This window comes from Streptococcus mitis, from assembly GCF_009496205.1.
In the GTDB taxonomy this organism is placed as follows: domain Bacteria; phylum Bacillota; class Bacilli; order Lactobacillales; family Streptococcaceae; genus Streptococcus; species Streptococcus mitis_BN.
Genome location: NZ_WIJO01000065.1, coordinates 1 through 9,660 on the forward strand (window position 1 = coordinate 1; position 9,660 = coordinate 9,660).

The window sequence follows — 9,660 nt, forward strand, 5'->3', positions numbered from 1 at the left end:
GATTTCGAAACTTTGAAAACTTCAAAAAACGGATTTTTATTGCTCTGAACATCAAAAAAGAAAGGGCAAATTTTGTCCTTTCTCGAGCTTAGCTTTTCTTCAACCCACTACAGTTGACAAAGAGCCGCTTTTTATATCTAAGGTTAGACTTTTATCCCAGACTCTTCTAAAAAAACACATAATATCAAAGTTTTCAAATACCTGATACTATGCATTTTTATAATTTCAAGGAGTTTTGTCTATCCTCTTTTTTTTATTTTATTTTTACGGTTTAATACGGTGCAACATACGTGGGAATGGAATGGCTTCACGGATGTGTTTTGTTCCTGCTGCGAAGGTTACCATACGTTCGATACCGATACCAAATCCTCCGTGTGGTACAGTACCGTATTTACGAAGGTCAAGGTAGAATTCATATTCTGTACGATCCATGCCAAGTTCATCCATCTTAGCAACTAATGCATCGTAGTCTTCCTCACGCATAGAGCCACCGATGATTTCTCCGTAACCTTCTGGAGCAAGCAAGTCTGCACAAAGCACGCGCTCTGGATTTCCAGGAACTGGTTTCATGTAGAAGGCCTTGATGGCTGCTGGATAGTTCATGACAAATGTTGGCACACCAAAGTGGTTTGAAATCCACGTTTCGTGTGGTGAACCAAAGTCATCACCATGCTCCAAATGCTCGTAGTCAGCATCTTCATCATTTTCATGCTCTTGCAAGAGGTCAATAGCTTGATCGTAAGTGATGCGTTTAAATGGCTCTGAAATGTAGCGTTTCAAGAGTTCTGTATCACGCTCCAAGGTTTCCAAGGCTTGAGGCGCACGGTCAAGAACACCTTGAAGAAGAGCTTTTACATAAGCTTCTTGCAAGTCAAGTGACTCATCGTGTGTCAAGTATGAGTACTCTGCGTCCATCATCCAGAACTCAGTCAAGTGACGACGTGTTTTTGATTTTTCAGCACGGAATACTGGACCAAAGTCAAATACACGACCAAGAGCCATAGCACCTGCTTCTAGGTAAAGCTGCCCTGATTGGCTCAAGTAGGCTGGAGTTCCGAAGTAGTCCGTTTCAAAGAGTTCTGTTGAATCTTCTGCTGCATTTCCTGAAAGGATTGGGCTGTCAAACTTCATGAAGCCGTTCTTGTCAAAGAACTCATAAGTTGCATAGATGATCGCGTTACGGATTTGCATCACTGCTACTTGCTTACGAGAGCGGAGCCACAAGTGACGGTTGTCCATCAAGAAGTCTGTTCCGTGTTCTTTTGGTGTGATTGGGTAGTCTTGAGATTCACCAATCACTTCGATGTCTGTAATATCCAACTCATAGCCAAACTTAGAACGTTCGTCTTCTTTGACAATCCCTGTCACATAAACAGACGTTTCTTGGCTCAAACGTTTGATAACATCAAACTTCTCAAGTCCCACTTCTTCACCAAATTTTTCGACAAAGTTTGGTTTAAAGGCAACACCTTGGAAGAAGGCTGTTCCATCGCGCAATTGCAAGAAGGCAATTTTCCCTTTTCCTGATTTGTTGGCAACCCAAGCGCCAATCGTCACTTCCTGACCAACATAGTCTTTTACATCAATAATCGTTACACGTTTTGTCATTATTTTTCCTTTTCTTTTTTATTCTTTATGGCAAACTACCTCTATATTGTTCCCATCTGGGTCAATCATAAAAGCAGCATAATAAATCGGATACTCACTGCGATAATCAGGAGTTCCATTGTCTCTCCCACCTGCCTCCAAACCAGCCTCATAACAAGCCTGAACCTCTTCCTTATTTTCTGCTAAGAAAGCAAAGTGAATAGGATCTTGTGTCCCCTGAGCCAACCAAAAATCACCACCAGGATGAGGGCTATTTGGGGCAAGAAAACTGATTAGAGAACTAGTCCTAAAAGCCAATTCATATCCTAAAGGAGCGAGAAATCTCTTATAAAATCCTTCTGAAATTTGTAAATCCTTTACCTTAATTTCAAAATGATCAATCATTCTCACTACCCATAAATGCTTTCAAGCGACTAACTGCTTCTTTAAGCGTATCTAGGTCTGTCGCATAGCTGAGGCGCACATTTTCTGGCGCTCCAAATCCTGCTCCTGTTATCAAGGCCAGACCAACTTCTTCAAGAATAGCCGTTGTAAATGCTGTTACATCGCTATAACCTTTCATCTCCATAGCTTTTTTGACATTTGGAAAGAGATAGAAAGCTCCTTGTGGTTTGACAACTTCAAAACCAGGGACTTCACACAAGAGTGGATAGATGGTATTGAGACGTTCTTCAAATGCTTGACGCATAACTTCCACAGAATCTTGCGGTCCAGTTAGGGCTTCGATAGTTGCATATTGTGAAACAGCAGTTAGGTTAGAAGTTGTTTGACCTGTCAATTTGCTCATAGCAGCAATGATTTCTGGATCACCCACTGCATAACCTACCCGCCAACCTGTCATGGCATAAGCTTTTGATACACCGTTAATGACAATGGTTTGCTTGCGAATGACTTCTGATAGACTAGAGATTGGTACGAACTCATTCCCGTTATAGACCAAACAACCATAAATATCATCTGCTAGAATGAGAATGTCATGTTCAACAGCCCAATTTCCGATAGCCAAGAGTTCCTCACGGGTGTAAATCATTCCTGTCGGATTGGATGGCGAATTCAACACCAAAACCTTGGTCTTGTCTGTGCGAGCTGCTTCCAACTGCTCTACGGTCACCTTAAAGTGATTGTCTTCCTTAGCAGGAACAAAGACTGGCACACCTTCTGCCATCTTGACCTGATCTCCATAGCTGACCCAATATGGGGTTGGGATAATAACTTCATCACCTGGATTGACCACAGCCATAAAGAAAGTATAGAGTGAGAACTTAGCACCGGTAGCAAATGTGACTTCGTTGGCCGCTACGGAATAACCATAATAACGCTCAAAATAGGTATTGACTGCTGCTTTTAACTCAGGCAAACCTGAAGCTACTGTATAGAAGGAAGCCTGTCCTTCTCGAATAGCTTTAACTGCTGCATCCTGAATATTTTCAGGAGTGTGAAAATCTGGTTGTCCTAAGGTCAAGAAAAGGACATCCTTACCTTGAGCTTTTAATTTTTTTGCTCTCGCATCACTAGCTAAAGTAACACTTTCTTCCATTTCTAAAACACGGTTGGATAGTTTCATAAGCCCTCCTTATTGACCAATGCTCCGGTTTCAAAATCTACTAGATAAAAATCAGAGCCTGACTTGACTTCCCAGATTGGCTTTTCTTGATAACGGCCAAAGGTAATCTTGTCAATCTCGCCAGCTCCTTTTTCCTTAGAAACAGCTTCTGCTTTTTCTTGTGAAATACCCTGATTTAGCTGATAAACGTAAATCTTATGGTCATCTTTTCCAATCAGAACAGCAAGCGCTTCTTGCTGTTTATTACGACCAAGAACGCTGTAATAGGATTCCAAGCCATTGTAAAAATCAACCTGATCAGCTTGCTCTAATCCTGCATACTGCTGAGCTAATTTTTCTCCTTCACTTTTAGCTGTTTGATAGGGTTTCATGCCGAGAGAAACCAGATACAGAAAGGAAGCACTGATAACCACAAATAAAATCGTCATTCCTAGACCATACTGCCACAGTAGATTATTTTTTGCTTTATTTTGTCTTTTTTTCACTCGTCTATTTTACCATCTATTGGGCTTTATTACAAGTGAATGCAAGAACAATCGCACTTTATTTCTTCCTTCAAAATAAACCGATTTTTCTTGTTTAAAACCGAGCAAGAAAAGTAAAGACAGCTCCAAAATCAACCTATTAAAAAACTTGAGCTTTGGTACTCAAGTTTTTAGAATTTCTTTTAATTTATAGAATCATTTTATCATCTATTCTTTTAGCCATTTTTCCTAAAAAGATAGGCAGTAGAAGGCTAATCATGACTAAAAAGAATCCTAGATAAAGAAATGCTACAACAAAGCCTAAATGGTCAATCAACCAGCCTGTCAGTGGGAAGAACACAATCATACTCAGGCTAAACATCATAGAGTAGACACTCAGCATGGTTGCCCTTACTTCACTTGGGAGGCGCTCTTGCAAATCATTGTCAAAAATCGGCTGAAAAAGAGCATATAGAGCATTACTAATCAAATAAATCAAAATATAGATTAGAGGTGTTCCAAAGTAGGACAGCATATAGGTGACTCCAGTCAGCAGCACGAGGATAGGGAAAAGCTTCAAGGCAGCATATCTCTTTCCAATCTTACTCGCTAGATAGACTGCAAGGATATTCAAGAGACTTCCAAGTAGCATAACTGCTGAAATTTGCCAGCTACTTAAATCCGGTAACTGATTTTGATAGTAAAAATAAAACATGCACATAAGTGTTCCGACAATCTGAGATAAAATCATCCAGTTGAAGAGCATGGGATTTCGCTCTAACTCTTCCTTAACAGTCCAAATAATCTGTCTCATAGTCACACTATCAGCTTTTTCTAGCTTGACACTGGGTTCTTTCAGCATCCAAATCAGAAAAAGAACTATGATAGAAGTGGCAATCATGATATAGTAGGTCAGGTGCAATTGACCATGGACAAAAAATCCCGCCAACACTGTCCCCAAAGACCGAGTTCCTTCTGCTACTCCTGACATAAAACTTGAAATAGATAAGTAACGCTTCTTGAGTCCAGCCTCTACAGCCGAGTCATAGACCATTGCTGCGCTTGTTCCTGAATCAAAATTATAAGACAAGGCATTTATCGCCATAGCTAGTGCATAAATCCAAAAATTTCCTTGCCCAGCCAACATGAGAATAGAAGACACAATTCCTGCTATACGACTTAAATAAAGGTTGGTCTTATAGGAATAGCGGTCAGCTAACATACCAGATGGAATTTCACAGAGAAGACTGGTCGTATGAAAAATACTCTCCAGAAGTCCAATCTGCCAAAGAGACATGCCGTTTTGACTGAGAAAGAGAATCCAAAAACTGGTAATCCCTAAAAATGCAAAAAACTCAACTCCGGCCATCAGGCCAATATTTTTCCGATAATTTCTTATTAACATTTTTTCTCCTTTAACAAGTGTATTATTATTTCTTTTGTCCGTCACTTGTTAATCTTTGCCTTACATGATCTCCACCCCTTTTTAGAAGCATTCTTCAATGCCATTATTGTTCCTTTAATGATTTATGAAATGATACCGGAAAATAGCTGTTCTGCGGTTTCTATTGCGAGTTTTCTTGTTTATTTTATCACTTATGTCATCATATTACAAGAGAATATAGGAATACTCTGCGAAAACCAAATGCATTCCAGTCGCAAGTGATTAGATATTCTACAATTTTATAGTTTTAATTATCTTTGAGCAAATTTCTTGCAAGGTGTTTTCTTTTGTTGTAATATATTTTATAACAACGAGGCAATTCTCGAAATTTTAAGAAAAAGGAGACACATCATGTCTAAAAAAGTATTATTTATCGTCGGATCCCTACGTCAAGGTTCTTTCAACCACCAAATGGCTCTCGAAGCTGAGAAAGCACTTGCTGGTAAAGCGGAAGTTAGCTACCTTGATTATTCAGCCCTTCCTCTCTTCAGCCAAGATTTGGAAGTTCCAACACATCCAGCTGTAGCGGCTGCTCGTGAAGCAGTTCTCGCTGCGGATGCTATCTGGATTTTCTCTCCAGTCTACAACTTCTCTATCCCTGGTACAGTGAAAAACTTGCTTGACTGGCTATCTCGTGCCCTTGACTTGTCTGATACACGTGGAGCTTCTGCCCTTCAAGACAAGTTTGTCACCGTATCATCTGTAGCCAATGCAGGTCACGATCAACTCTTCGCTATCTACAAGGACCTCTTGCCATTTATCCGTACACAAATCGTTGGGGATTTCACTGCTGCACGTGTTAACGACTCTGCTTGGGCAGATGGAAAATTGATTCTCGAAGAAACAGTCCTAAACTCACTTGAGAAACAAGCTCAAGACTTGCTCGCAGCAATTCAGTAAAAAATAAAGAATTTTTAAAAGTCTAAATCAATGATCGCCACCTAATAGGGTGGCATTTTTAGACTCAATCAAGATTTTCAGACAAACATCACTCATCCAAAAAAACCTTGAGCGTTACCACTCAAGGTTTTTAGCAGTCTTTTCCATCATAGGAAAATCATTCTAAGAATATTCTTTCATTCGAGATCTATCACTTATCATCTTCTTTCGAGAAATTAGTGACTGCTTTTTGCTGATTAATCTTCTTTTCTTCGACCTACATATAGGCTCAATAGAATACCGCTACCTAGAAGAACAGAGATATAATCAGATTGGCTTCCAGTTTCTGGTAATTTGTCCCCATGGTTTTCTTTAACTGTAGTTGGTACTACTGGGTTAGCATTTACTGGAGTTGCTGGTTGAGCCGGTGTTGGTACTACTGGTTGTTCTGGAACCGCTGGTACTGGTTTAACCGGTACTTCTGGTGTTGGAACAACTGGAGTTGGTTGTACTGGCACTTCTGGTGTCGGTACATTTGGTGTTGGTTGCGCTGGCACAGGTTTAACCGGTACACTTGGTGTTGGTTGTGCTGGTACTGTTGGCATATCTAATTCTGGTACTTCAGTAACTTCAGGCATACCTGGTACTCCACCGTTAAATTCTGGCAATTCATGAACTTCTGGCATTCCTGGCACACCACCGTTGAATTCTGGCAATTCATGAACTGGTGGTTCTGGCATTGCAAACGTTGGTCCTTCTGGCACATTACGTGTTGGAGGAACTGGTTTGTCATTTGATGGTGTTACTGGTTTGTCTTGGCATCCACATTTTCCGTCTTTGCCGTCTCGACCATCACGTCCATCTCTACCATCTTTGCCATCTTTAATAACTGTTTTTGTCACAGTTCCGTCAGAATTGATGATTGTGATTGTATGACTACCATCTCCATTATCTTCAACAGAAACTTTTGGTGATTTACCATCTTTGCCGTCTTTAATCACCATTTCTGTCTTACTTCCATCAGGATTAATGATTGTAACAACGTGAGTTCCATCGTTATTATTTTTAACAGTTACAGTTGGTGAAACTCCATCTTTACCGTCTTTACCATCTTTGATAATAGATTTGTATTCACGGCCATCAGAATCAACGATTGTTAATGTGTGAGTTCCGTCTCCGTTATCAACGATGTTCGCTTTTGGTGATTTACCATCAAAGATTGTAGTTGTCGTTTCTTTACCATCAGCTCCAGTAACTTTAATAGTATGTGAACCATTGTTGTTATCAATCACTTCAAGTTTTGGTTCTTTACCATCACGAACTGTAGTTGTTGTAGTTGTACCGTCTGAGTTCACAACTGTGATAGTGTGAGTTCCATCTCCGTTATCCACAACCTTAGCAGTTGGTGATTTACCGTCACGAACTGTGGTTTCAGAAACAGTACCATTACCGTTTTCTACACGAATTGTGTAAGTACCATCATGGTTGTCAGTAACAGTCGCTACTGGTGATTTACCATCTTTAATGATTGTTTCAGTAGTTGTGCCGTCACCATTTAGAACTGAAATCTTATGAGTTCCATTTTGTTCATCAGTTATAGTAACTTTTGGTGATTTACCATCACGAACTGTGGTTTCAGTTGTTACACCTTCTGGATTTGTAATAACGATTGTATGACTTCCGTCACCATTATCACGAACAGATGCGGTTGGAGTACGTCCGTCAACACCGTCACGTCCATTCTTAACAACAAACTCATTCTTAGTTCCATCTGGGTTAGTGATTGTTACAGTGTGGCTTCCATCTGGGTTTTCTGTTGTTGTTGCTGTTGCAGCTTTACCGTCTTTACCATCTTTGATGATAGCGTTGGTAACATTGCCATCTCCATCCGTAACTTTAACTGTGTGAGTTCCATCGTTGTTATCAGTCACTTCAACTTTTGGAGTCTTACCGTCTTTACCGTTTTTAACAACAGTTTCTTTTGTTGATCCATCTGGATTTGTTACAGTGATTGTGTGGCTTCCATCTGGATTTTCTGTTGTAGTGATATTGGCAGTTTTACCGTCTTTACCATCTTTAACTTTAGTTGTTGATTCAGAACCATCAGGGTTTCTAACAGTAATAGAGTGTGTTCCATCTCCATTGTCCGTTACATTTACAACTGGTGATTTACCGTCTGCTCCATTAGCTCCGTTTTCACCTTTTTCACCTTTTTCACCTTTTTCACCTTTTTCGCCGGCTACTCCTTGAGGTCCACGGATATTACCAATCTTGTTCCAAGAACCATTTTCTTTCTTGTAAACATCACCTGTGTTAGCATCGATGTAAGTATCACCATCTTTACCATCTTTAGCAGTTGGTGCAGTAACTCCACTTAATAATTCGGCACCGTTACGGCCATCTGTACCAGAAGCTCCATCTGCACCATTACGTCCATTTGTACCATTCAAGATATCACTTGTACCAATTAATTCATCCACACCTGGATCGTATTTACCGTTACCATTGTTATCATAGTATGCTGTAATACGAGTACCATCTACTGGTTGTGATGCTGTTGAATCTGAAGATGCTGGTTGAGCTGGTGGAGTTACTTCATCTGGATTATCTCCTACACTTCTTGCTCTTCTTGCACTTCTTGATGTTCCAGAAGGTTGTGAATTAGAAGTTGATCCAGCACCTCTTCTAACTGCTTCCACCAATGCATTTAAGTCAATAGTTGGTGTACGGCCATCTTTACCATTCTTACCATCTTTTACAGTGAAGGTTACTGGATCTTTACCTGGTGTTGTGATAGTTACAACAGTGCTTTGGCCATCTTGTCCACGTTGAGTAGTGATTGTAGGAGTTTGTCCATCCTGACCGGTTGCACCAGTTTCTCCCTTAGCACCATCTTTAACAAAGACTGTAGTTGGTTGTGAACCATCATGGTTATCAACAGTGATTTCTACACCTTTATGACCTTCTTCATCCTTACGAACAGCTGTTACTGTTGGAGAGACACCGTCCACTCCATCTTTAATAACTGCAAGAGGTTTTTCAGGGTTCAATGGTTGACCTGGGTGTGCTGGATCTTCTTGGTAAACTTTAGTTTCTTTGCCATCTTTGACAGTAAGCAATGATTTACCATCACGTCCGTCCGCACCTTTAGCACCATCTTTAATCATTTCAGAACCTAGAAGTTCATCAGTTCCTGGAGTGTACTTACCATCATTGTTTTCATCAGTATAGAATGTCACAATTGTATGAGATGGATTTCCATTTTGTCCTTCGACACGAAGCAAATCAACTTTTGGAGTTTTACCGTTCAGACCATTTTCTCCGTTCTTAACATTTACTGTAACTGGATCTTTACCTGGAACAGTGAATGTAATGTCGGTACTATGACCATCTTTACCTGGAGTTACAGTTACTTCTGGAGTCTTACCATCTTCTCCACGTTCACCTTTGTCCCCTTTAGGGCCTTTGATGTTGCCTTCTTTTTCCCAGTTGCCGTTATTCTTAACGAAGACGTCGCCTGTTTCTGTATTAACGTATTTATCGCCGTCTTTACCTTGATTTGCTTCTGGGTTAACTTTGCCGTTCAAGACGTCTTTACCGTCGCGTCCATCACGTCCGTCACGACCTGCTGCGCCATCACGTCCGTCGCGTCCTGGTAAACCTTGTGCTCCGTCTTGACCATCACGACCTTGAAGTCCTTG

The 9,660-nt window shown here is 40.5% G+C and carries 7 protein-coding genes; 1 reads left to right on the forward strand and 6 read right to left on the reverse strand.

The window, feature by feature from the left end; genetic code table 11:
* Positions 1-264: 264 nt before the first annotated feature.
* The 5 genes from asnS to GEZ85_RS09055 form a co-directional block, all read right to left on the reverse strand.
* Positions 265-1,608, reverse strand: coding sequence for an asparagine--tRNA ligase (gene asnS, locus GEZ85_RS09035; RefSeq protein WP_033677725.1), 1,344 nt, complete (start codon positions 1,606-1,608; stop codon positions 265-267).
* 18 nt (positions 1,609-1,626) lie between these two features.
* A complete protein-coding gene (locus GEZ85_RS09040) occupies positions 1,627-1,992 on the reverse strand; it encodes a VOC family protein (RefSeq protein WP_153210092.1) in 366 nt (121 codons plus the stop codon).
* Positions 1,985-3,172 carry a pyridoxal phosphate-dependent aminotransferase gene (locus GEZ85_RS09045; protein ID WP_153210093.1) on the reverse strand — a complete coding sequence of 396 codons (1,188 nt, stop codon included), beginning with the start codon at positions 3,170-3,172 and terminating at the stop codon, positions 1,985-1,987. The genes GEZ85_RS09040 and GEZ85_RS09045 overlap by 8 nt, the downstream gene beginning before the upstream one ends.
* Positions 3,169-3,657: a cell wall elongation regulator TseB-like domain-containing protein gene (locus GEZ85_RS09050; RefSeq protein WP_322741448.1), complete on the reverse strand. Its 489-nt coding sequence runs from the start codon at positions 3,655-3,657 to the stop codon at positions 3,169-3,171. The genes GEZ85_RS09045 and GEZ85_RS09050 overlap by 4 nt, the downstream gene beginning before the upstream one ends.
* Positions 3,658-3,844: 187 nt before the next feature.
* Positions 3,845-5,041 carry an MFS transporter gene (locus tag GEZ85_RS09055; RefSeq protein ID WP_153210094.1) on the reverse strand — a complete coding sequence of 399 codons (1,197 nt, stop codon included), beginning with the start codon at positions 5,039-5,041 and terminating at the stop codon, positions 3,845-3,847.
* 390 nt (positions 5,042-5,431) lie between these two features.
* On the opposite strand from GEZ85_RS09055, the gene GEZ85_RS09060 reads away from it, so the two are divergent.
* Positions 5,432-5,980, forward strand: coding sequence for an NADPH-dependent FMN reductase (locus GEZ85_RS09060; protein WP_153210095.1), 549 nt, complete (start codon positions 5,432-5,434; stop codon positions 5,978-5,980).
* 236 nt (positions 5,981-6,216) lie between these two features.
* On the opposite strand, the gene GEZ85_RS09065 is transcribed toward GEZ85_RS09060, so the two are convergent.
* On the reverse strand, positions 6,217-9,660 hold a 3,444-nt coding region (locus tag GEZ85_RS09065), incomplete at its 5' end, for a collagen-flanked surface repeat-containing protein (protein WP_153214840.1).

Bases quoted from the DNA above. Each gene is read 5' to 3' on its own strand.
- asnS (WP_033677725.1), bottom strand. From the start codon at position 1,608: ATGACAAAACGTGTAACGATTATTGATGTAAAAGACTATGTTGGTCAG.
- GEZ85_RS09040 (WP_153210092.1), bottom strand. From the start codon at position 1,992: ATGATTGATCATTTTGAAATTAAGGTAAAGGATTTACAAATTTCAGAA.
- GEZ85_RS09045 (WP_153210093.1), bottom strand. From the start codon at position 3,172: ATGAAACTATCCAACCGTGTTTTAGAAATGGAAGAAAGTGTTACTTTA.
- GEZ85_RS09055 (WP_153210094.1), bottom strand. From the start codon at position 5,041: ATGTTAATAAGAAATTATCGGAAAAATATTGGCCTGATGGCCGGAGTT.
- GEZ85_RS09060 (WP_153210095.1), top strand. From the start codon at position 5,432: ATGTCTAAAAAAGTATTATTTATCGTCGGATCCCTACGTCAAGGTTCT.